Source organism: Thalassolituus hydrocarboniclasticus, assembly GCF_025345565.1.
In the GTDB taxonomy this organism is placed as follows: domain Bacteria; phylum Pseudomonadota; class Gammaproteobacteria; order Pseudomonadales; family Oceanobacteraceae; genus Venatoribacter; species Venatoribacter hydrocarboniclasticus.
The window spans coordinates 38,906-59,095 of sequence record NZ_CP054475.1 but is presented as its reverse complement, the minus strand read 5'-3'; the positions used below and the strand labels follow the sequence as shown (position 1 = coordinate 59,095).

At 54.5% G+C, this 20,190-nt stretch carries 21 protein-coding genes; 4 read left to right on the top strand and 17 right to left on the bottom strand.

The genetic code is table 11. The features are described from left to right. Positions 1 to 81: 81 nt before the first annotated feature. Together HUF19_RS00265 and HUF19_RS00260 are read right to left on the bottom strand one after the other, a co-directional pair. A complete protein-coding gene (locus tag HUF19_RS00265) occupies positions 82 to 837 on the bottom strand; it encodes a LytR/AlgR family response regulator transcription factor (RefSeq protein ID WP_260997975.1) in 756 nt (251 codons plus the stop codon). Beyond that, the gene (locus HUF19_RS00260) at positions 834 to 1,937 is read right to left on the bottom strand and encodes a sensor histidine kinase (RefSeq protein ID WP_260997974.1); all 1,104 of its coding nucleotides are present in this window, start codon (positions 1,935 to 1,937) and stop codon (positions 834 to 836) included. The genes HUF19_RS00265 and HUF19_RS00260 overlap by 4 nt, the downstream gene beginning before the upstream one ends. 159 nt (positions 1,938 to 2,096) lie before the next feature. On the opposite strand from HUF19_RS00260, the gene argH reads away from it, so the two are divergent. After that, positions 2,097 to 3,497 carry an argininosuccinate lyase gene (gene argH / locus HUF19_RS00255; RefSeq protein ID WP_260997973.1) on the top strand — a complete coding sequence of 467 codons (1,401 nt, stop codon included), beginning with the start codon at positions 2,097 to 2,099 and terminating at the stop codon, positions 3,495 to 3,497. Between the two features lie 158 nt (positions 3,498 to 3,655). Here the strand turns inward: argH and HUF19_RS00250 are convergent, their stop codons facing one another. The 5 genes from HUF19_RS00250 to prlC form a co-directional block, all read right to left on the bottom strand. Continuing rightward, on the bottom strand, positions 3,656 to 4,696 hold the full coding sequence (locus HUF19_RS00250; RefSeq protein WP_225691327.1) for an LPP20 family lipoprotein: 1,041 nt from the start codon (positions 4,694 to 4,696) through the stop codon (positions 3,656 to 3,658). A gap of 9 nt (positions 4,697 to 4,705) precedes the next feature. Then, positions 4,706 to 5,311 carry a penicillin-binding protein activator LpoB gene (locus HUF19_RS00245; RefSeq protein WP_260997972.1) on the bottom strand — a complete coding sequence of 202 codons (606 nt, stop codon included), beginning with the start codon at positions 5,309 to 5,311 and terminating at the stop codon, positions 4,706 to 4,708. A gap of 32 nt (positions 5,312 to 5,343) precedes the next feature. Next, positions 5,344 to 7,068 carry a COG3014 family protein gene (locus HUF19_RS00240; protein ID WP_260997971.1) on the bottom strand — a complete coding sequence of 575 codons (1,725 nt, stop codon included), beginning with the start codon at positions 7,066 to 7,068 and terminating at the stop codon, positions 5,344 to 5,346. 322 nt (positions 7,069 to 7,390) lie between these two features. Beyond that, a complete protein-coding gene (locus HUF19_RS00235; protein WP_260997970.1) occupies positions 7,391 to 7,702 on the bottom strand; it encodes a YheV family putative zinc ribbon protein in 312 nt (103 codons plus the stop codon). Then, a complete protein-coding gene (gene prlC / locus HUF19_RS00230; protein ID WP_260997969.1) occupies positions 7,702 to 9,789 on the bottom strand; it encodes an oligopeptidase A in 2,088 nt (695 codons plus the stop codon). Before prlC ends, HUF19_RS00235 begins: the two co-directional genes overlap by 1 nt. Before the next feature lie 122 nt (positions 9,790 to 9,911). On the opposite strand from prlC, the gene HUF19_RS00225 reads away from it, so the two are divergent. Continuing rightward, positions 9,912 to 10,463 (top strand): gamma carbonic anhydrase family protein, encoded by a 552-nt coding sequence (locus HUF19_RS00225; protein ID WP_260997968.1) that lies wholly within the window; start codon positions 9,912 to 9,914, stop codon positions 10,461 to 10,463. A gap of 57 nt (positions 10,464 to 10,520) precedes the next feature. Here HUF19_RS00225 and HUF19_RS00220 read toward each other — a convergent pair whose 3' ends face one another. Genes HUF19_RS00220 through HUF19_RS00210 form a run of 3 tightly spaced genes read right to left on the bottom strand, consistent with a single transcriptional unit; the run spans position 10,521 to position 11,768 of the window. Further along, complete coding sequence (locus HUF19_RS00220; protein WP_260997967.1) at positions 10,521 to 11,207, bottom strand: HNH endonuclease; 687 nt, start codon at positions 11,205 to 11,207, stop codon at positions 10,521 to 10,523. Position 11,208: 1 nt separating this feature from the next. Further along, positions 11,209 to 11,523 carry a CcdB family protein gene (locus HUF19_RS00215; RefSeq protein ID WP_260997966.1) on the bottom strand — a complete coding sequence of 105 codons (315 nt, stop codon included), beginning with the start codon at positions 11,521 to 11,523 and terminating at the stop codon, positions 11,209 to 11,211. Beyond that, positions 11,523 to 11,768, bottom strand: a complete 246-nt coding sequence (locus HUF19_RS00210) for a type II toxin-antitoxin system CcdA family antitoxin (RefSeq protein ID WP_260997965.1) — start codon at positions 11,766 to 11,768, stop codon at positions 11,523 to 11,525. Before HUF19_RS00210 ends, HUF19_RS00215 begins: the two co-directional genes overlap by 1 nt. 251 nt (positions 11,769 to 12,019) lie before the next feature. On the opposite strand from HUF19_RS00210, the gene HUF19_RS00205 reads away from it, so the two are divergent. Then, entirely contained in the window at positions 12,020 to 12,742 is a 723-nt protein-coding gene (locus HUF19_RS00205; protein ID WP_145467257.1) for a YebC/PmpR family DNA-binding transcriptional regulator, read from the top strand. Positions 12,743 to 12,838: 96 nt separating this feature from the next. Here HUF19_RS00205 and HUF19_RS00200 read toward each other — a convergent pair whose 3' ends face one another. From HUF19_RS00200 to HUF19_RS00190, 3 genes are read right to left on the bottom strand one after another with little or no spacing between them, the layout of a single operon-like run. Then, positions 12,839 to 13,324: a hypothetical protein gene (locus HUF19_RS00200; RefSeq protein WP_260997964.1), complete on the bottom strand. Its 486-nt coding sequence runs from the start codon at positions 13,322 to 13,324 to the stop codon at positions 12,839 to 12,841. 2 nt (positions 13,325 to 13,326) lie between these two features. Then, on the bottom strand, positions 13,327 to 14,385 hold the full coding sequence (locus tag HUF19_RS00195; RefSeq protein WP_260997963.1) for a hypothetical protein: 1,059 nt from the start codon (positions 14,383 to 14,385) through the stop codon (positions 13,327 to 13,329). Positions 14,386 to 14,394: 9 nt separating this feature from the next. Continuing rightward, complete coding sequence (locus tag HUF19_RS00190; RefSeq protein WP_260997962.1) at positions 14,395 to 14,859, bottom strand: hypothetical protein; 465 nt, start codon at positions 14,857 to 14,859, stop codon at positions 14,395 to 14,397. 209 nt (positions 14,860 to 15,068) lie between these two features. On the opposite strand from HUF19_RS00190, the gene HUF19_RS00185 reads away from it, so the two are divergent. Continuing rightward, the gene (locus HUF19_RS00185; RefSeq protein ID WP_260997961.1) at positions 15,069 to 16,931 is read left to right on the top strand and encodes a choice-of-anchor I family protein; all 1,863 of its coding nucleotides are present in this window, start codon (positions 15,069 to 15,071) and stop codon (positions 16,929 to 16,931) included. Positions 16,932 to 16,998: 67 nt separating this feature from the next. Here HUF19_RS00185 and HUF19_RS00180 read toward each other — a convergent pair whose 3' ends face one another. From HUF19_RS00180 to tsaC, 4 genes are read right to left on the bottom strand one after another with little or no spacing between them, the layout of a single operon-like run. Next, entirely contained in the window at positions 16,999 to 17,697 is a 699-nt protein-coding gene (locus HUF19_RS00180) for a VC0807 family protein (RefSeq protein ID WP_260997960.1), read from the bottom strand. A 51-nt stretch (positions 17,698 to 17,748) separates the two neighbouring features. Continuing rightward, on the bottom strand, positions 17,749 to 18,579 hold the full coding sequence (aroE, locus tag HUF19_RS00175; RefSeq protein ID WP_260997959.1) for a shikimate dehydrogenase: 831 nt from the start codon (positions 18,577 to 18,579) through the stop codon (positions 17,749 to 17,751). A gap of 10 nt (positions 18,580 to 18,589) precedes the next feature. Next, entirely contained in the window at positions 18,590 to 19,543 is a 954-nt protein-coding gene (gene hemF, locus HUF19_RS00170; protein WP_260997958.1) for an oxygen-dependent coproporphyrinogen oxidase, read from the bottom strand. Between the two features lie 33 nt (positions 19,544 to 19,576). After that, positions 19,577 to 20,122 carry an L-threonylcarbamoyladenylate synthase type 1 TsaC gene (gene tsaC, locus HUF19_RS00165; protein ID WP_260997957.1) on the bottom strand — a complete coding sequence of 182 codons (546 nt, stop codon included), beginning with the start codon at positions 20,120 to 20,122 and terminating at the stop codon, positions 19,577 to 19,579. Positions 20,123 to 20,190 lie beyond the last annotated feature (68 nt).

Here is a 20,190-nt window from a genome sequence, read left to right as displayed (position 1 = left end):
TCCGGTGAGAAGATTAACTAACTGCTCAGCAAAAGTTGGCGCAGCTTAACACAGCGGGATCAGCGGCTAAAACTTAAGCCTCTACAGCTCCTTCATCACCCGCCGCACATCCGGCAGATGCCGGCGACTGACCGGAACGCCGTCAGCCAGGCCGCGCAAATACACCTTGTGACCGCCGCTGTTCAGGGCTTCAAGGCGTTCGATGCGGTTAAGTGCGACCAGTGCGCTGCGGTGTACGCGCACAAACAGGCCGGGGAATTCGTCTTCGAGCTGACGCAGGGAATCGTCGATCAGGGTTTCACCGCCTTCGTGATGGACGTTGACGTATTTCTGATCGGCGTAGAAATAAAACACTTCCTCCAGCGGAATCAGCTGCAGGCCATTGTGCGTCCGCGCGCTCAGATGGGTGCGGCTGCCGGCGGGACGGGCGGCGGTCGCGGTGGCTTCGCTATCCGCCTGCACACCATTCTGCGCCAGCCATTCGCTGGCACGCTGCAACGCGCGGCATAGGTCTTCTTTGCGCACCGGCTTCAGCAGATAGTCGATGGCTTTCACGGCGAAGGCCTGCAGCGCGTGTTCGTCATAAGCGGTGCAGAACACCACCAGCGGTGGTTGCGGCAATTCCTGTATCGCGGCGGCGGTATCCAGGCCGTTGCGGCCGGGCATCTGAATATCAAGCAGCACCAGATCGGCCCGATGCATACGCAGCCATGCCAGCGCTTCATCGCCGTTGCCGGCTTCTCCGGCACAGACAAAATCGTGGTGTTCCAGTAACAAGCGCTTCATGCGCTCCCGCGCCAGAGGCTCATCATCCACCAGCAGAACACGATAGGTCATACACTTCCCTTAACGGTTGTTACACCATCTGCCGCGGCCTGCGGCAAACGCAGACGGGCAATATATTCCCCGCCCAGATCGTCAACTTCCAGCCGCGCCTGTTCATCCAGTGCGGCCAGCCGGGCGCGGATATTATTATGCGCCAGACGGTTACCCGCTTCACCACTGCCCTCGGGTTTGCTGTTGCGGATGGTCAGCCACCAGGCGCCGTTATCTTCCGCCTGGCCTTCCTGTGCCAGCTCAACCTCAATCCAGCCGCCGCTGATACTCGGCTGAATACCATGGTAAACCGCGTTTTCCAGCAGTGGCTGCAGTAGCAACTGCGGTACTTTCAGCGCCGCCGGTAACGGCTGCGGCAATTTCCAGTTCACCTGCAGGCGCTCATTGCCCAGCCGCACCTGCTCAATACCCAGATAACGGCGACCCAGTTCGATTTCCTGTGCCAGCGGGATCTGTGCATCATCGTTATTCAGCACCGCGCGGAACAGCTGCGCCAGATCAAGCAGCAGGTGTTCGGCTTTATCCGGATCAACGCTGATCAGCGAGGTTACGGTATTCAGGGTGTTAAAAAAGAAATGCGGGCGGATATTGGCCTGCAGTGCCGCCAGCCGCGATTTCAGCTCGGCCTGGGTTTTCAGCCGCCACTGGCTCTGCACATAAAAATAACGCATCGCCATAGCGCCAAAGACACCGGCAATCAGCAGATTGCGCAGCACCCAGGGCCAGTCGGTGTAGGTACTGTCGCGGGGCCATAACCATTCCCCGACCAGACTCACGCTCAGCGTCACCAGCTCGATCACCAGCAATGCCACCAGCGAGGCTGACATCGCGGTTAAGCGCGCCAACAGCACCCGCAGCTGACACAGAATCGCCACCGACAGCAGACAGACCCACTGCACAAAGAACGACACCACGGTAAAACGCTGCCAGGAAAATTGCGGCAAACCGCTCTCGACCAGCGTCAGCGCCAGCACCAGCGCTTCACTCAGCGCCAGCAGAATAATCACCGCTCGGGTATTGCACAGGTCGGGCAGGAAAAAGGCTTCCAGCAGCGCCTGCTGTCCACGCCGGGATGAAGATGTTGAATGACTGGCTGACAAAGTGATGCTTCCTGAGCAACGAATGCTGAGCTAAGTCTGTCGTCAGCGCAGCGGCAGAGCAAGCTCCATAGGGCGAATGGCGGCAAAACAGGGACAGAGCACCGCCGCAATGGTTATAATCCGCGCCATTTCCGATTCATGCACCAGTTTGAGGTACTCATGTCCGATCAATCATCCACCAATGCTTCCTGGGGCGGACGCTTCTCCGAACCGACCGACGCTTTTGTTGCGCGCTACACCGCATCGGTGGATTTTGACCGCCGCATGTACCGTCAGGACATTCAGGGCTCCGTCGCCCACGCCAAAATGCTGTGCAAAGTCGGCGTACTGACCGCACAGGAACGCGATGACATCATCCGCGGCCTGGAAGAAGTACGTATCGAAATCGAGCGCGGTGACTTCGAATGGTCAGTCGCGCTGGAAGATGTGCACATGAACATCGAAGCGGCGCTGACCAAAAAAATCGGCATCACCGGTAAGAAGCTGCACACCGGCCGTTCCCGTAACGATCAGGTAGCCACCGATATCCGCCTCTACCTGCGTGACGAAATCGACGTCATCAGCGCCGAGCTGACCCGCCTGCAGCAGGGCCTGGTAGAACTGGCCGAAAAAGAAGCCGACACCATTATGCCGGGCTTCACCCATCTGCAGACTGCGCAGCCGGTGACTTTTGGTCATCACCTGCTGGCCTGGAACGCCATGCTCGAGCGCGATTACGCCCGTCTGCAGGACTGCCGTGCGCGTATGAACCAGCTGCCGCTGGGTGCTGCAGCACTGGCCGGCACCACCTACCCGATCGACCGTCATTACACCGCTGAACTGCTGGGCTTTGACGCGCCAACCGAAAACAGCCTGGATTCCGTATCCGACCGCGACTTCGCTATCGAATTCTGCTCCGCCGCGTCGCTGATCATGATGCACATGTCACGCTTCTCCGAAGAGCTGGTGCTGTGGGCCTCTGCCCAGTTCCGCTTTATCGACCTGCCGGACCGTTTCTGCACCGGCTCCAGCATCATGCCGCAGAAGAAAAACCCCGACGTGCCGGAACTGGTACGCGGTAAAACCGGTCGCGTATACGGCCATCTGGTTGGCCTGCTGACGCTGATGAAATCGCAGCCGCTGGCCTACAACAAAGACAATCAGGAAGACAAAGAGCCGCTGTTCGACACCGTCGATACCCTGCGCGACAGCCTGCGTGCCTTCGCCGATATGGCGCCCAACCTGATTGCCCGCAAAGACGATATGCGCGAAGCCGCAATGCGTGGTTTCTCCACCGCCACCGACCTCGCCGATTATGTGGTGCGCAAAGGTATCCCGTTCCGTGACGCCCACGAAATCGTCGGTAAAGCGGTTGGCTACGGCGTGAAAACCGGCAAAGACCTGAGCGAAATGACACTGGAAGAACTGCAGCAGTTCTCCACTGAAATCACCGCCGACGTCTTTGATGTACTGACACTGGAAGGCTCGGTCGCGGCGCGTAACCATATTGGTGGCACCGCACCGGATCAGGTACGTGCCGCCGCGGCACGGGCGAAAGCAGCGCTGGCCAAGCGCGGCTGATACCCCTCTGGGTGACTGCCGTTTTCAGTGCGGCAGTCATGCTTCTTCTCCTGCCTTTGCAGGCATATGGCTGGCTACCAACACAATTCAACCCAAACACCAGACAAAAAAAGAGCCTCAAATGAGGCTCTTTTTTTATACCGGAGCGATAACCGCCATCAGCGGATTTTATCCACCAGCGCTACCGCCAGTTCATCACCAATCAGCTTGGCAACTTCACGGGCGGCTTTCTGCCGGGCAACGTCTTCCAGTCCGGACACACCCTTGGCCTGCTTGCTGAACGAGCTCAGCACACGACCGGCACCATCGCGGATGGTGACGCGGCTGTCGGCAAACACATAGTGGCTGCCGTCTTTGGCTTTGCCGCTCAGCTGGGCGCTGATATCGAAGCGCAGGTCGGCGTCGCTGCCGTCCTGAATGCGCAGTCCCTGTGAGGTCAGCGCTTCGAGCACGCCGCCGCCAATGGTCTGGGCGCCGTCATCGAGCAGTTCGAGGCTGACCTGCAGCTGATCGATCTGGGCGTAGATACGGTCCTGCAGTGCTTTCAGTTCAGGACTTAAGGCCGGGGCCTTACGTTCCATACTGATCAGCGTCAGACGCTCACCCAGACGCTCACGCTTGGCGAACAGGGTCAGTGCCGGTAATAACGGCTGCAGCTGTTGCAGGCGGTTACCGGTTGGCTGCAGTTCGCCGATGGCGCTCAGTTCCTGTTCGATATCGTTCATATCGCGGCGCAGACGTGCGGCCGCGGCATTACGATCCAGCTCGGCCAGGGCGTAAGCGTATTTGGCGTCGGTATGGGTTTCGCTGATCTGCACTTCGTCCAGCTCGGCCGGTGGCACCTGACTGCGCACATAGTTGCGCACGGTACGCAGCACTTCGCTGTCACGGTTGCTGCCGCTCAGCTCGACGGTTTCGCTGCTGAAGTCACCGCTGACGGTCACTTTAAGCTGCGATACCAGATCAATCCGCGCCAGCTCCGCCGCGCGTTTTACCGCATCGGTGGCACTGCCGTAGATTTCCATCGAACCGATGCCGTAGGCCATGCCACGCATCTGCGGCGGCTGCGTTACCCAGGCCGGAGCTTTGCTGCTGCGGGCTGCGTCTTTGGCCGGTTTGGTGCTGTTGCCGACACAACCGGACAGCAGGCTGATGCCTGTGCCCAGAGCCAGTGCCGCAACCAGTAAGCGCTTAGCCACGGGCTGTCCTTAGAATCCGAAAGAGGATTTCTGCTGCAGTTTCTGGATCTTCTTCTGACCGTTCCACACTTCCATATTGGATTCCATGTCGATCAGTTTCAGGTCTACCTGATAGAAGGTCACACGCTCTTTGCCCACCTGGTCCACCAGCGAGTTGATGGTGCCGGACAGCGCGAAATCTGCCGCTTTTTCCTGACCCTGAGCCTTGGCGTCTTTGGCGTTCAGTTCCTGATCGCGACGCTCATCACGTACCGCGGCACGCTCATCGCCACCGGCCACGAAACCGGCGCGGCCGGAACGGATGATGGAACGCTTGATGTCGTTGATGAAGGTATCGACGGCAATGTGCTCGTGTGACTTGTTGCTGATGCGCGAGATGATCACGGTCGGACGACGGTTGTTGTCCATCTCGAAGTCACGCGCCCATGGGAAAGACAGCATGTCGGTGATCATTTCGTTGGCCACCAGCTCAGAGTCCTTGGCGTTCCAGCGATCAGACAGTGCCACTTCTTCGTTGGCGCTCAGACGGGTGACCTTGGTGGCACAACCGGCAGAAAGCAGTACAGAAGCGCCCAGCAGAGTACAGGCAGTCAGTTTTGTGAGGTTTGTCAGCATGGTGTCCATCCTTATCAGACAATGAATATGAGTTATTCAGCTACTTTGATCAGTTGTTTTACTTCGCTTTCTTTGGCCGCACCGGCCAGAGGAGGCAGTGAACGTACACGCCACAGGTGGATATCCCCGGCCTGCAGGTTAACCTGTGTCTGCGCGCTATGACGCTGACCCGCACTCAGCGTGGAATCCAGCGCCAGTGTATGCTCTCCCGGTTCAACGGCAACCCGGCGGATACGGATATCACCCGGCAGCAGTAACCAGTTACGGGTTTCTGCAGCATCAGTCAGTTGTGCTGTCAGCTTACCGGCCATCGACAGGATGCCGCCCAGCGAGCCACCACCACTGGCAGATGCAACCGACTGTGCGGTTAAGGCTTTCAATGATGAACGTGCCAGCGCCAGCTGAATATCGGTCGATGAGTTAACCATCTGTTCCTGTACAGCCATCAATGCCGGGTTGGAGGATTTCAGCATCAGGCTGCGTTCGCCATCAACGCTCAGCGTACTCTCGCCCATAGGTTTAACCGGAGAATAATAGGGCACGGTAATGCGCATGGATTCGCCAATGGCGCTCAGCAGACCCATATCCTGCGCGGTATTCCACAGCGGGCCAATAGGCACGGTTTTGGTGAAGCTGTTAAACCAGTATCCGACTTCGGCGGCATCGAGGTAGTTTGCCACCGCATCAAAAATGTTCTTATCGGCGTACAGCACATAAAACCAGGCCAGCTGGGCTTTGTCGTTGCCGAAAAAGTACGGGCGGATTTCCAGCGCCTGCAGAGCCGGATTCACTGACAGCTCCAGACTCATTTCTTTGCGGTGTGGCGCCAGGCCTTTGTGCTCCAGCACGATGATCTGGGCTTTGTCGGCGGTCCAGTTTTTCAGTTCGGCCTGACGCGCCTTGCTCAGTTTTTTCTTTGCCAGTGCACGTGATTCAGTTTTGTAGCCACCGGCTTTCTGCATCATACGGATGGTGTCGAACCAGGCCTGCTCGGTCATTTCCGCATCGAGACGGAACTGTTTACTGAAGCCACCCTCGTAGCTTTTCGCCGCTTTCTGGTAGCTGATACGGGCATCATCGTACTCGCCGTTCATTTCAAAGCTGATACCGGTAAGGTAATGCGCCATGGCGTCATCGCGGTATTCAAGGCGATCCATATCCACCAGATTGCCCTGCAGCTTTTCGAAGATTTTCAGTAACTGCGTAAAAGTCTGCTGCTCTTTATCGTTCTGCTCGGCGTAGGTGCCTTTGCGCGAATTCAGATCGTTAAGACGGATAATCAGGCGGCGGGATTCAATACGCGCACCTTCCAGTGCGTCGTAATAACCATTGCGGTCGGCCGCCAGCTGCGCCAGACCAAAATAGTTAAGGGCTTTGTAGTAGTTGATAAAGACTTTTTCGAAGTCGGCACCGCCATATGGCCCCTGACGCGGATTCGACATCAGCGTCACCATCGAGCCGGTGATGCTGGTTGTTTCCAGATCTTCGGCAATACGTTCGGCCTTATCGAGCAACACATTACTGGCAGCAAAATCGCCTTGCAGATGTTTTACGACGGCCAGTTCCATGTTGTACAGCAGGCGGTCGTTACCGGTTGGGTTAAGGGCTTTCTGCAGCTTGGCTTCCGATGCCGCGTAATCGCCTTTCTGCACATCCTGAATAGCGCCGTTAATTCCGGCACCGTAAGTTGCACAGCCAGCCAGTAATATCGCCGGCAGCAACAGAAACATTGAACGTAGGGTTTGACCCGGTTTCACAGCAGCTCCTTGCTTGGTAAGTTGCTCGTTAATTAGCTTGAGGAGCGACAGTCTAAAACGCCTGTCCTGAAAGCGCCAACCCGGAAAGCCGCCCGACTGACGAAAATACATGACCTGAAACACGATAATAGCGACATGCCTTAGATTCCGGACGGGCCAGCATAAAGCAGAAATCTGAACGAATTATGAAAAAAAGAGAAAATGCGTGGGGCAGAAACGAATCCGGCCGTCTGACACATCCTTGCGTCAGACAGCCGGCAGCGGGTGCTGTTAATAATGTCAGTCTACTGGCTCTTTACTGATGACTCAACCAATAAAAAGGTCACGTTTTGTCAGCGCCAGAGTCAGCCTTTGTGTTAACAGCAGAGGGTGACAGGCCGAGAATTTTCAGCGGCTGCTCGCCGTCGTCCAGAATCGGCTTACCATCGGGCGTTACCCGTGTCACCAGTTCCTGCGCCTGCTGATCTTCCTGCGCCTGCTCGGAGGTGGTCTGGCTGAAACCGCAGCTGATGCACTCGCGCACTTCTTCGCCGTCATCGTTGCTGTACATAACGGTCTTGTCCATTTCGCTGCACTTGGGGCAGACAGCGCCGGCAATAAAGCGGCGCGGACGTTTGGGTTTGTACTCAGACATCAGGCAACCTCCTCCACCACAATGCCGCTGTGGCGCAGCAAAGGTTCAACCGACGGCTTACGGCCACGGAAGTTTTCAAACAGAACCGCCGCTTCACGCGAGCCGCCCTGACTGAGAATTTCCTGCAGGAAACTTTCGCCGGTTGCACGGTTGAAAATGCCTTCTTCTTCAAAGCGCGAATAAGCATCGGCACTCAGTACTTCGGCCCATTTGTAGGAGTAATAACCGGCCGCATAACCACCGGCAAAAATATGGCTGAAGCTGTGCTGGAAGCGGTTAAAGCCGGCAATCGGCACCACCGCTACCTGAGCACGGACTTCGTTCAGCAGCTGCTGTACATCCACCGGCTGCTCACGGAATTCATGATGCAGGCGGAAATCGAACAGAGCAAATTCCTGCTGACGCATGGTCATCATCGCGCTCTGGAAATGTTTGGCGGCGAGCAGTTTATCCAGCAGTTCCTGTGGCAGCGGCTCGCCCGTTTGGTAGTGACCAGAAATAAAGGCCAGCGCCTCCGGCTCGTAACACCAGTTTTCCAGGAACTGACTCGGCAGTTCGACGGCATCCCAGGCCACACCATTAATGCCGCTCACTGCCGCCACATCAATCTGCGTCAGCATATGGTGCAGGCCATGACCAAATTCATGGAACAGTGTGGTCAGCTCGTCGTGGGTCAGCAGTGCCGGTTTATCACCCACCGGTGGAGTGAAATTACACACCAGATAAGCCACCGGCAGCTGGATGCTGCCATCGGCGTTACGGCGACGGATACGGCAATCATCCATCCACGCGCCGCCGCGTTTTTTCGCCCGCGCGTATAAATCCAGATAGAAAGCGGCAATCTGCTCACCGTCTTTTAATACATGGAAAAAACGTGCATCCGGATGATAGCTGTCGAAGGTTTTCTGTTCTTCGAAGCTCAGGCCATACAGACGCGATACTACTTCGAACATGCCGTTAATCACGGTATCGACCGGCAGGTACGGGCGGATATCTTCCTGCGAAATGGCGTAACGCGCCTGACGTAATTTTTCGCTGTAAAAGCTCACATCCCACGGCTGTAAATCAGCGCAGCCCTGTTCGGCGGCAAAAGCTTTCAGCTCGGCAAATTCACGCTCCGCCTGGGGTTTGGCTTTGGCCGCCAGATCGCTTAAAAACTCCAGCACTTCGTCCGGCGAACCGGCCATTTTGGTTTCGACCGAATAATGGGCGTACGACTCAAAGCCCAGCAGTTTGGCCAGCTCGTAACGCAGGGTCAGAATTTCATTCATCAGCTGGCTGTTATCAAACTTGCCGGCATCCGGGCCCTGATCGGAGGCACGGGTAACATAGGCGGTGTACATTTCTTCGCGCAGGCTGCGGTTTTCACCGTAGGTCAGCACCGGCATATAAGACGGGAAATCCAGTGTTAAACGATAACCTTGCTGATCATGCGCTTTAGCCTGTTGCGCCAGCAGGTCGAGAGCACTGTCGGGCAGACCGGCCAGCTCAGACTTATCGCTGATCAGTTTGCTCCAGTGGTTGGTGGCATCCAGCACGTTCTCGCCGAACTTAGAGGTCAGCTCAGATAAACGCTGACGGATTTCACCGTAGCGGGCTTTTTTATCGTCCGGCAGATCGACACCGGCCAGATGGAAATCGCGCAGCGCATGTTCGACGGCGGTTTTCTGTGCGGTGCTCAGGCTGTCGAAGTGCGCCGAGGCGCGCAGCTTTTTATAGGCATCGCACAGCGCTTTGTTCTGCCCCATTTCGGTACTGTACTGGCTCAGCAGCGGCAGGCAGGCGTTATAGGCATCGCGCAGTTCATCGCTGTTAAGCACACCGTTTAAATGACCGACCGGCGACCAGGCCTGGCTAAGCTCATCGTCCCAGGCTTCCATCGGCGCAATAAAGTTATCCCAGGTCGGCTCGCTGACCGTCGCCAGCAACTCGCGGATACGCTCGCGGTTCTGGTTCAACCTTTGTTCGATAGCAGGTTTGATATGTTCTGGTTTAATAGCCGAAAACGGCGGCAGACGATGGTTGACTGACAGCGGATTGGTCGCCGCTGCCGCAGCCATTTCACTGGTAGATGAAGAAGTGGTCATAGATGCTTCGCTTCCGGAAAAGGGGCGTAGGTGAAGGTGCCTGACGGGCAACCCTTGCTCAATGCCTTATAAATTGGGTCAAATGGCCTTAATTCAAGATCATAGCGCGGGAACAGAACACAATGTCAGACGTAAGAAGCTATCAGGGCCATAGCCCGAAACTGGGCGAGCGCGTATTCGTGGACCGCAGTGCGGTAATTATCGGCGATGTGGAAATGGGCGACGACTGCTCGGTCTGGCCGTTAGCGGTTATCCGCGGCGATATGCACCATATCCGTATCGGCGCGCGCACCAGCGTACAGGATGGCAGCGTACTGCATATTACCCACGCCTCCGACTACAACCCCGGCGGCTACCCGCTGATCATTGGCGATGACGTGACCATCGGCCATCAGGCCATGCTGCACGGCTGCACCATCGGCAACCGCGTATTAATCGGCATGAAATCCATGATAATGGACGGCGCCATCGTCGAAGACGAAGTGATTGTCGCCGCCGGCGCCGTGGTGACACCGGGCAAACGTCTGGAAAGCGGTTATGTATACGTCGGCAACCCGGCCAAACAGGCACGGCCGATTACCGAAAAAGAACGCAGCTTTTTTGCCTATGGTGCGGGCAATTATGTGCGGCTGAAGGATAAGCATATTGCGGAGGGGTACGATAAGCCGCTATAGCTCAAGAATGTAATTGAAATACACTGAGCAAGCAGATTTTCGGCGCTTCTATAATGGTTAAGCTCTACTTTTCCGATATAGAAGGTCGAGATTGCGCTTTTCTTTCACATAAGTACTGTGGAAATACTGCCTTTTATTAATATCCTCTTTTGGAGTCTCCTGGAGCAGATAGAGCCAATATTCTTTTTCCGTTTTACTTCCCTTTCTTAAATTGCACTCTTTGCAGGTAAGAGCCATATTTGACGGAAAGTTTGTTCCTCCTCTACTAAGAGGCTTCAGATGATCCCAGTGACATTTTTTCCCTAGCTCCTTCTCATCATCCAAATCATCCTGTGAATAAAGTTTATTATCACAAAAATAGCATCTGAAGCCTTGCATAGTAGCTATCTTCGCTAAATCATTTTTTTTATGCTGTCCCGATGCGTCTCTAATCCTTTTTTTACGAATCGCAGAGCGCTCCTTTCCTAGAAGAAATTTTTCGCAATAGTCTGCGTAGTTGCGGACCAAATTATTTGAATGCCCACATTCAAAGGCAATAGAAATACATTCCGAATTATGTCCTATCGAAATTTCTCGAAGTCCAGAACAATGACAACCTACACCCTTTTCACATTCTGCAACGTAGAGTGAAACATCAGCCCATAACGATAGATATTTTGGGGTTGGCGATTTTTTTAACACTTCTGGCACGGCAACGATAACAACATCTCGATCATTCCTTTTACAGCTGCAATAGAATGACATGCTAGATTCCCACCACCGCAAAATCGATCGCCGCAATAATCTCGGTTCGGTAAGCTGATAAATCGGCGACTTCTGCCCCCAATAAGCGCGATTCAATACCGGCCATCTGCTGGGTCAGAGCAACGAAGGCTTCACCGTCAATGTTAAACACCGGGCACAGTTTGCTGATAACGCCAGAGCGGCAATTTGCCTCTGCGGTGAGGGGAATCACCAGCCGGGTTTTAAGGTCGGCCAGAAGACTGTTCTGCACATCCAGCAGATAGGGATACTGGCTTTTACTCGCGGGATTGGTGTTGCTGTAAACATAAAACTGCATCAGAAACTTCTCAGGCCGTCGCTGAATACACCCTGCTCGTCCACCAGCTGGTTGTAACCATTAATAGCCTGCTGGTTTTCTTTAAGCCACTGCTCACGCTGAACCTGAGCAACCTTATCAGCCAGCGCCTGTTCCAGCGTTGCCGACAGGTTGATTTTACAGGCCCGCGCCTGAGCCAGCAGGTCGCTGTTGATGCTGACGTTGGCCGGCTTTTTCGGGGCTGAGGTGTCAAATATGACCTGCATACGCTCTCCAAAAACACAAAGATTATGCGCATACATTATGCGCATAATCTTCCGTTGGCAATCTGTCTGACACCGCAGAGCGTATAGAGGCAGGATCATCATCGCCGACGCTCCCCTTCACAGCGTTCTACTCAACCCGCGAAGCTGCCCCCTGCCCCCTGCCCCCTGCCCCCCTCACCCCACAGAAGACAGCATCGCGCCCAGCGGTTACAATCGGTGCGTTTTTTCATTAGCCACAAGAAGCAATTCCTATGGGCCGCGCGTACCAGAACCGTAAAGAATCGATGGCCAAAACGGCCGCAGCAAAAACCAAAGTGTATTCCCGTTATGGCCGCGAGATTTATATGTGCGCCAAAAACGGTGGTGTCGACCCGTCTGCCAACCTGTCGTTGCGCGGACTGATTGATAAAGCCAAGAAAGATCAGGTGCCAAGCCACGTGATCGAGAAGGCCATCGACAAAGCCAAAGGCGGCGCCGGTGAAGACTTCCAGCCTGCGCTGTACGAAGGCATCGGCCCCGGCGGCTGCATGGTGCTGATCAGCGCCCTGACCGATAACGGCAACCGTACCTTCGGTGATATCCGTGGCATATTCTCCAAGTGCAAAGCCAAACTGGGCAGTCAGGGTTCGGTGTCACACATGTTCGATCACCGCGCGATGTTTGTGTTTGCCGGTGACGACGAAGAAGCCGCACTGGAAGCCCTGATGATGGCCGATGTAGATGTGTCGGATATCGACTGCGAAGACGGCATGATCACCGTGCTGGTGCCGCCAACCGATTACTTCAAGGCGAAAACCGCGCTGACCGAGATGAACCCGGAAATCGATTTCGAGGTGGAAGAGATCACCTATCTGCCACAGACCGAGCATCCGGTATCCGGCGATGACATCGCTCAGTTCGAGCGTTTCGCTGGTCTGCTGAACGACCTGGAAGATGTTGCGCACATCTACCATAACGGTGTGTTTGAAGGCTGATTCAGGCTTTTAATACACTAATAAAAAAACGCCGCTGCGGGAAACCACAGCGGCGTTTTTTATGCCTGGGCTACAGCTCAGATTCGGGCTAAGGTCTTAGTCGGTAGTACGCATCTCCAGACGGAAACGGCTGGTTGAAGCTGTGGTCTTGCCGCTGATTTTCACAACGATGCGTTTATTATCGCTGAAAAAACCGAGGCCGCTGGTGCTGAGGTAAACGACTTCATCACCTGTACCTGCGCCACTGGAGGACTGCATAATTCCGTCCCAATCAGTCACCGTCATATCCAGATCATCAGTCAGTCCGGTCAGGCGGAATTCATGGTCACCGCTGTCAAAGTAGTCGACATCCACGTAGTAGTAATCTTCTTCTCCCGCTTCCAGTTCTCCCAGCACACCACTGCTGGCGGTGCCGTTTTCGGTTGACGGCGTAACAAAGCGGTTAGCACTGTCCGGACTGTGATTTTCCGGTTCAACGGCGGAGGCTTTTTCCTGCTCAAAGGAGGCGTTTTCGCCAATACAGCCCGCCAGCATCAGCGGCAGGATAAGCAACGGTAAAATAACAGGCTTAAGAGTTGCCATACTCAGATCTCCCACGCCAGGCGTACAAAGGGACCGTAATGAAATACGGTGTTATCGCCGATACCAAACTGACCAACGGCTTCGTAATTGGAATCCACGCTGTTGGCGGCTCCGCTCAGATCTTCAGTGGTAAAAAACTGCTGCAACACACGACCTTCAAGACCGAACGACATACCAATATTACTGCCCGGCATACGGTATGCGACGATGTATTCCAGTTTGTAACTGACAGACCAGCCCATACCGACCGGCTCTTCGTATTCCAGATTCAGGCCGTAATTATCTTTTACTACCCGTTCAAGATCGGCACTGCTTTCACCGGTCATCAGGCCCACAGTCATATCCATAGTAAGACCCGGGCCGTAACGCCAGCCGCCGCTCTCCGTCAGGCTGAGGGCAAAGCCGCTCTGGTCGTGCATCGCCGCCTGCAGGTTGTCGACATCAAACCACAGTCCGATCAGGCGGGTGGTGTATTCCGGGTCAACCAGCGCATCCGGATAGCTTGGCTGATCGGTATATCCACCTTCGGAACGGGCGGTGTAAATATTAATCTGAGCCGGCTGCGATACTTCGATATAACCAAGGCCCCAGCGTGCACCCATATTATTTTCAACCTCGGTACCGATATTTAACTGGGTATATTCGGCATCAAATTTACGCTCACCAATAATGTACTGGCCATTGAACTGGGTATCACGGTCTTTCGGGTGGATATAACCTTCGGCACTGCCGCTTTCCAGCCGGAAAAATACACCACCGGCTTCAACCGCACCGACAAAGGATTCCAGTTCAGTTTTGCCATCGGCATTGGTACGCACAGCAGCGGCCAGATCAAAGCTGAATTCGTTGTTACGTGGCGAGCGGAATTCCACCACATGCGCTAACGCATCACCAAACTCCACCAGCTCTTTCAGGTCGCCGACATACTGTTCGGGCGACCAGGCGGTCTGGCGCAGCGTGTAAGAGGTGTAAGATAAATCGCGGTAGTCGCCATATTGCGTTTGTGCTGTTGCAGCACTGGCTGCGGTCAGAGCCGCCACCGCCAGAGAAATTCTGATCATGATGGCTCCTTATTCAAAGCTGAAGTTCAGGGTGTAATTCATATTATTACCATCCGCTGAACTGACTTTAATAAAATGCAGTCCCTGAGTATCCAGATTGGTATTGCGGCTGGCGTCATACCAGAGGGTAACGACTTCATCAGCGGTGCCCGCGGTGCGTGACCAGCTGAGTAAATTCAGATTGTGATCAAACACTTCCAGATCGGCATCACCATTCATATTGGTCAGGCTGATGGTCAGGGTGCCATTAAAATAGCGATTAAACTGACTGCCGCGCAGACGGTAATAATCCTGGCGATCATCCGCAGCGAGAGCGCCGGTATCGCCATCATTCATGTAATCGGCATTAAAAAAATTATCATTGGACGATGGATCCGGATCGGGAACGCCACTGCCGCTGTTATTAATATCGGGAAAGGTATCGGCACAACCCGCCAGTATCAGAGTGGCGAGTGCTGGTATGAATTTTTTCATAAACGCTCCCTGTGTTTTCCATAAGGATACCCGTCAGAATTCTGGTCATCCAGAGCTTGTCCAACATTCGTGGCCCGTTCCGCCCTACAGATATGGCTGAGCAGACTTTTGTCCGGAGGCCTCTTTTCTTCATACAACAGTCATACCACTGCAATAAATCTGTCCCACTCTCATCGCCATTAAACCTGACTGATGAATATGGAGTGGATATGACCCCGAAGTTTCTGGCTGTTGCGATAAGCACGGCTCTGCTGGCCGCCTGTGGTGGCGATGACAATAAAAACAGTAATAAAAGCCCACTGGCTGAGCTGGGTATTCAGTGTGCAACCGTAGAAAAAGCCGCTGCGTCCAGCGCAACCGGGACTCTGCAACTGACGCTGATCGACAGCTATGAATCCGGTAATGACTTTGCCACCAGCTCGGCTGAGATTGTCAGCTATGACAGCTGCTCTGATCAGCTTTATGTGGTGAATGCCAAAGACGCGACCATCGATGTGTTATCGCTGGCGCAAGGCAACAGCGCGCCGACGAAAAAAAGCAGCATCAATCTGGCCGCTGCAGCCACTGCCGCCGGTATTGAAATTGGTGCCGCCAACAGCGTCTCAGCCAAAAATGGTTTGGTTGCCGTCGCCATTGAAGCCAAGGTAAAACAGGATGCCGGTCTGATTGCGCTGTACCGTTCTGACGATCTGAGTCTGCTGGCAACTTACCCTGCCGGTAGCCTGCCGGACATGGTCACACTGTCAGCCGATGGCCGTTATATTCTGAGCGCCAACGAAGGCGAACCAAGCGGTGATTATCAGAATGATCCGCAGGGTTCGGTCACCATTGTCGATTTAAATAAAGGCTTCAGCGCCGATAAAGCCGTGGTGCAGCAGGTGCTGTTTACCGATTTTAATAACGGTGGCAGCCGCGCTGCTGAATTACCCGCCGGCGTGCGTATTTCCGGCCCGGCCGGTACCAGCGTGGCACAGGATCTGGAACCGGAATATCTGACCCTGAACAGCGACGGCAGCAAAGCCTGGGTTGCGCTGCAGGAAAACAACGCCATGGCCATTATCGATGTGGCCAACGCCCGCGTAGAGAGTATTAAAGCGCTGGGAGAAAAATCCTGGAATGCAGACTCTGGCAACCAGCTGGACCCATCCAATAAAGACGGCCTGGCAGGTCAGTTTGCCAGCTACGAGCAACTGGCTGGCCTGTATATGCCGGACACCATTGCCAGCTTCGAACTGAATAACGAAACCTATATTGTCTCTGCCAACGAAGGCGATGGACGCGAATATATTTATTCCACCACGCAACAGAACTGTGATGCAGAAAATCATCTCTGGGATGGCGACGATTATTCTGTTGGTTCTGTCGACGCGGATGCTGTGAAATACGCTAATGAAAGCGACGACTGTATTTCTCATGTCGACGAAGCCCGCGGCGGCGACCTGTTTGATATCGTCGCTGACGCCCATCCGTTAAAAACCGCGCTTAACGATAACAACCAGCTGAAGCGTCTTAAATTGATTAACGACCGTGAGAGTATCGGCGCAGGTGACACTCTGTACGCTTACGGCGCGCGTTCGTTTTCCATCTGGAACAGCAATGCGGAACTGGTATATGACAGTGGCGACGATATTGCCAAGCGTGTGTTTGCCGTTGAGCCGGATAATTTTAATGCCGACAACGAAGTGAATTTAACCGCAGAAACCGCCGACAACCGCAGCGATGACAAAGGCACCGAGCCGGAAGCCATTGAAGTGGCCAGCATTAACGGCCGTATTTTTGCGTTCGTTGGTCTGGAACGTCAGGGTGGTATCATGGTGTATGACATCAGCAACCCGCAGGCCCCTGTATTCCAGAGCTATCTGAATAACCGCGATTTCAGCGCTGCGGTCTGCACTGAAGTGAATGTTGATGGTGAATGCAGCAATGATGTTTACAACAGCGCCGCCGGCGATTTAGGCCCTGAGTCTATCGACTACTTCAGCCGTGAGGGTAAGCATTTTATTGCCGTGGGCAATGAAGTGAGTGGTACGACCAGTGTGTATCAGCTGAATTTCAGCAGTACTGCACTGTAACGGCTGCATTAATAAAAAAACCGCGCTCCGGCGCGGTTTTTTATGTCTCATGTTCTCTGCGCCAACGTTATTGCCGCATAAAATCTTCCAGTCCGCGACCGGTCGCCTTGTGGATATTGCGGAATAAATACCAGATCGCCAGCGCCAGAATAATCATGCTCGGCAGCACAATCACCGGATAACTCATCGCCGTCATCGCACCCAGCTGTTCGTTATATTCTTCGGTACCTGGCATGGCGGTTACCATATAGCGCGCCAGACCATAGTTCAGCGCCGATGACAGAAAAAACGAGGCGGCGATGATTTTATTGGCCATCGTCAGGTGACGCTGAAAGTTCTCTTCTTCGCCATGCTCGGCAACCGCCTGCTGCAGCTTTTCTGTATCGATCACTTCGTCATTCAGAATAATCATGCGCAGTAACGAATAACGGGTATTCAGGGTCAGCAGTACCGCAATGCCGATCAAACCGGGAATAAGCGCTTCTTTAATGGCAAGATATTCCGGTGGTAAATGCAGCAGGCTGATACCACCGGTCAGTAATACGCTGACAATACCCAGAATCGAAAAGGCATTTACCTTGCCTGCGGTTTTCAGATCCCACAGACCAAAAGCCAGCGGAAACGCCAGCGCAACCACAACACCTAATGTTGGGCCAAGCATATCGTCACCACTGGCTTTGGTGAGAATCAGTGTCGGGATAACGATGTTAAACAGCAGATTGCTGAAAAAATTATGATTCTTTTTGCTGCTTGTGGTGGCGGTCATTAAAGGCTTCCATAAAAAAATCAGGCTGATAAAAAATAGCGTCAGCGCACATTAACGGCGCTGACGACGTTCACCACGCAGTACTGTAATCACCGTTGCGGTTTCCGGACGGACATCGCGCCACAGAGCAAAGGCTTCGGCCGCCTGTTCTACCAGCATGCCCAAACCATCAATGGCTTTAGTCACGCCATGATCCAGAGCCCACTGATTAAACACTGTGGTTTGCGTGCTGTACATCATGTCATAGCAAACGGTGCCTGCCGTTAATACGGCAGGAGACAGTGGCGGTAAATCGCCGCTGAGGCTGGCCGATGTACCGTTAATGATGACATCGAAGCTGCCGTCCAGTGCATCGAATGCGGCAGCTTTAATATTGCCTAAGTCGGCAAAATCCGCGGCCAGTATTTCGGCTTTACTCAGCGTGCGGTTGGCAATAATCAGCTCCGCCGGTTGCTGCTCCAGAATGGGCTGCAGCACACCACGCACCGCACCGCCGGCACCCAGCAACAAAATACGTTTGCCGGTTATTGTCACGCCATGGTTCACCGTCAGATCACGCACCAGACCCACACCATCGGTGTTGTCGGCAAGAATGCGGCCATCAGACATTTTCTTCAGCGTATTTACCGCCTGTGCACGCTGTGCACGCGGAGTAAATTCATCGGCGTAACGCCAGGCGTTTTCTTTAAAGGGCACGGTCACATTCACACCACAGCCGCCGTGTTTAAAGAATTTATCCAGTGCCAGCTCGAAGCTGTCGAGCGGCACCAGTTGCGCGGTATACAGCAGATCCTGACGGGTCTGCGCGGCAAATGCGGAATGAATCTGCGGCGATTTGCTGTGGCCAATGGGATTGCCCACAACAGCATAAAGATCGGTCATAACTACAGCCTCACACCCATTCTTTATGGGGCAGGAAATCGGTATAAAGTTTTGCTTCGGCCGAGCCGGGTTCCGGCTGCCAGTCGTAATCCCAGTGCACCACCGGCGGCAGCGACATCAGAATCGACTCGGTACGGCCACCGGTCTGCAGACCAAAGATCGTGCCGCGGTCAAACACCAGATTAAATTCCACATAGCGACCACGGCGGTAGCACTGGAATTTACGCTCGCGCTCGCCATAAGGCGTGTCTTTGCGCTTCGCCACAATGGGTACATAGGCATCGATATAACCGTTGCCCACCGCCTGCATAAAGGCGAAGGATTTTTCAAAATTCAGTTCACCGTCCCACTCGTTCAGGTCGTCGAAAAACAGACCGCCGACACCACGGCTTTCGTCACGGTGTTTAAGATAGAAATAGTCGTCGCACCATTTTTTGTATTTGGCAAAAACACCCTCACCAAAAGGTTCGCACAGATCTTTGCCGGTCTGATGCCAGTGCACCACGTCTTCTTCATAGGGATAAAACGGCGTCAGGTCGAAGCCGCCACCAAACCACCACACCGGCTCTTCGCCTTCTTTTTCGGCCACAAATAAACGTACGTTGGCATGGGAAGTCGGCACATAAGGATTGTGCGGATGAATCACCAGCGACACACCCAGCGCCTGAAAGCTGCGTCCGGCCAGTTCCGGACGATTAGCCGTTGCCGACGCCGGTAAACGGGCACCGCGCACGTGGGAGAAATTCACGCCGCCTTTTTCAATCACGGCGCCATCGGCGATCACGCGGGTACGGCCACCACCGGTTAATGCCAGATCACCTTCTGCTGCCGGACGTTCCCAGGAATCTTCCTGAAATTGCGCCTTACCGTCCTGTGCTTCCAGTGCACTGCAGATGCGGTCCTGCAGATCCAGCAGAAACGCTTTAACCGCTGCCACATCGCAGCCCGAATGAGCCTGGTTCATAACTATTCTCCTCTGAGACCTGTCACAGGTCTGTTAACGCAAACGCTGACCTGTCAGCGTGCGGATTTCCGACGGCTGAGCACGGCCACCCAGTGCTCCCGGCAGAATGTAATCAAGCTGGTCGGTAAAATATTGCCGCACCCGCAATGCTGAACGCGCCGGTTCGCGCCCCGCCGGGTTGGCCGAGGTCGAAACCAGCGGGCCGACTTCATCGCAGAGCGCACGCACCAGCGGATGATCGCTAATACGCACCGCCAGCGACTGATGCTGCCCACGTAATAATGGCGAGACTTCGCGGTGGCAGGGTAACACCCAGGTCACCGGGCCGGGCCAGGTGGCATTAACGGTTGCCAGATCGTCATCGTTCAGCGGCAGCAGTAACTCATCCAGCTGCTGCAATGACGATGCCACCAGCACCAATCCTTTGTGCGCCGGACGACTCTTAAGTTCAAGAATACGGCTGATGGCCGCCTCGTTGCGCGGATCGCAACCCAGCCCCCAGACCGCCTCGGTCGGATAGGCCAGCACACCGCCGGAGCGGATGCTGTGAGCAGCCAGTTCAAGATGCCATTTATTCACGGACGAAAACCCGCAGATGAAGGGAAAGGCGGCACCCTACAACAAGGTGCGGGGAGCGGCAAGAGGAG

Coding starts and splice junctions, on each gene's coding strand:
- HUF19_RS00265 (WP_260997975.1), bottom strand. CDS start 837: ATGACCTATCGTGTTCTGCTGGTGGATGATGAGCCTCTGGCGCGGGAG.
- argH (WP_260997973.1), top strand. CDS start 2,097: ATGTCCGATCAATCATCCACCAATGCTTCCTGGGGCGGACGCTTCTCC.
- HUF19_RS00245 (WP_260997972.1), bottom strand. CDS start 5,311: ATGCTGACAAACCTCACAAAACTGACTGCCTGTACTCTGCTGGGCGCT.
- HUF19_RS00235 (WP_260997970.1), bottom strand. CDS start 7,702: ATGTCTGAGTACAAACCCAAACGTCCGCGCCGCTTTATTGCCGGCGCT.
- prlC (WP_260997969.1), bottom strand. CDS start 9,789: ATGACCACTTCTTCATCTACCAGTGAAATGGCTGCGGCAGCGGCGACC.
- HUF19_RS00225 (WP_260997968.1), top strand. CDS start 9,912: ATGTCAGACGTAAGAAGCTATCAGGGCCATAGCCCGAAACTGGGCGAG.
- HUF19_RS00220 (WP_260997967.1), bottom strand. CDS start 11,207: ATGTCATTCTATTGCAGCTGTAAAAGGAATGATCGAGATGTTGTTATC.
- HUF19_RS00215 (WP_260997966.1), bottom strand. CDS start 11,523: ATGCAGTTTTATGTTTACAGCAACACCAATCCCGCGAGTAAAAGCCAG.
- HUF19_RS00210 (WP_260997965.1), bottom strand. CDS start 11,768: ATGCAGGTCATATTTGACACCTCAGCCCCGAAAAAGCCGGCCAACGTC.
- HUF19_RS00205 (WP_145467257.1), top strand. CDS start 12,020: ATGGGCCGCGCGTACCAGAACCGTAAAGAATCGATGGCCAAAACGGCC.
- HUF19_RS00200 (WP_260997964.1), bottom strand. CDS start 13,324: ATGGCAACTCTTAAGCCTGTTATTTTACCGTTGCTTATCCTGCCGCTG.
- HUF19_RS00195 (WP_260997963.1), bottom strand. CDS start 14,385: ATGATCAGAATTTCTCTGGCGGTGGCGGCTCTGACCGCAGCCAGTGCT.
- HUF19_RS00190 (WP_260997962.1), bottom strand. CDS start 14,859: ATGAAAAAATTCATACCAGCACTCGCCACTCTGATACTGGCGGGTTGT.
- HUF19_RS00185 (WP_260997961.1), top strand. CDS start 15,069: ATGACCCCGAAGTTTCTGGCTGTTGCGATAAGCACGGCTCTGCTGGCC.
- HUF19_RS00180 (WP_260997960.1), bottom strand. CDS start 17,697: ATGACCGCCACCACAAGCAGCAAAAAGAATCATAATTTTTTCAGCAAT.
- aroE (WP_260997959.1), bottom strand. CDS start 18,579: ATGACCGATCTTTATGCTGTTGTGGGCAATCCCATTGGCCACAGCAAA.
- hemF (WP_260997958.1), bottom strand. CDS start 19,543: ATGAACCAGGCTCATTCGGGCTGCGATGTGGCAGCGGTTAAAGCGTTT.